At 57.8% G+C, this 1,193-nt stretch carries 1 pseudogene; it reads left to right on the top strand.

Going from position 1 to position 1,193, the window contains the following annotated elements:
- Positions 1–135: 135 nt before the first annotated feature.
- Positions 136–770, top strand: a pseudogene (locus EG244_RS20055) (IS5 family transposase); the annotation flags it as partial.
- Between the last annotated feature and the right edge of the window lie 423 nt (positions 771–1,193).

Below are 1,193 nucleotides of genomic sequence, written 5' to 3'. Positions count from 1 at the left end.
AATCGTCATCTTCTGGATATGATCAATGAGTCCTGAGCCTAGGTGAGGAGGGATAAGGCAACAGTCCAGTGAACTGTTGGCCCCGACGCAAGATGAAGTCTCCGAGGTGTGTTCGCAGCTGCTCGTTGATAGTACGGGATCAAGTTCTCTGGCGAGGGCGAGTGGCAGGTTCGCAAGCATGCGAGGCATGCCGTCGCCGGCAATGGCGCAAGGTCCATATTGGCATTGATGCCCAAACGCTTGAGATACGAGCCGTCGAGATAAGCGGAAACCGGATTGAGGACGCCCCAGTGCTTCCTGACCTCCTAAATCAAATCCAGCTGAGCCAGCTCATCGGGAGTGTCACGGCGGATGGAGTTTGCAACACAAAAGCCTGTCACATGGCTTTTGCAGCTCGTGGAGCCGCAGCCATCCTTTCACCAGGACGCAACGCCAGAAATTGGAATGGGCACGACCCGGACTGCTGGCACGTAATGACGCTCTGCGAGCTTGCAAACGCTTCGGCCGGGAAAACTGGACTGGCTATCACCGACGCAGCCGGGTCGAGGCAAAAATGACCTCGCAGGTTCACTCGAACCGATGGCGCTCAGCTGCCCGACGTCAAACTATTCGGAGAACGCATCATGGCCAAAGACTTCGACAGGCAAAATACTGAGGTCCGGATCCCTATCGCACTCTTCAATCGCCTCACAGCACTCGGCACGCCCGAGACCCTCGGCATGCCTTCGCCCAATAGGGGAAAGGGGCGGTTACACGCCAACCTCGAATAGCGCAACATGTGTAACCGCCCCAAGCGAAAGAGGTATTTTAGAACAGATTTAGCGCATCATCGGGTGCTGACATATGTCCGGCCTCATGATGCGGCATTGCACCTGCCTCGGGCCCGGATCAAAGCCGCTTGTTCGAAGGCACTCTGTTGCGCACTGGCGCTCCCGAGCCTGTCTCACGACTTTGCGCCAAACTGCTCCTGGCTCTCTTTCGCTCCGACGTCCTCGCGACCCTGACGGCTTACACCGTTGCGGTCGGAGCCCTGTAGACACCACGGCGGGCAATCAGGGCCGAGGCTGTGTGGAAACTCCGTTTTGGGGTAACCTTTGGCATGGTGGTGGAGGATCAGCATGTCGGGTTTCATCGAAGGTGTGGCGCGCGGGCAGACGGTGCTGTTCCCGGATCGGCTTGAGAACTGGATCGAC

The organism is Falsigemmobacter faecalis (assembly GCF_003863335.1).
In the GTDB taxonomy this organism is placed as follows: domain Bacteria; phylum Pseudomonadota; class Alphaproteobacteria; order Rhodobacterales; family Rhodobacteraceae; genus Wagnerdoeblera; species Wagnerdoeblera faecalis.
The sequence above is the reverse complement of the archived record's forward strand: the minus strand, read 5'-3'. Positions and strand labels throughout refer to the sequence as shown.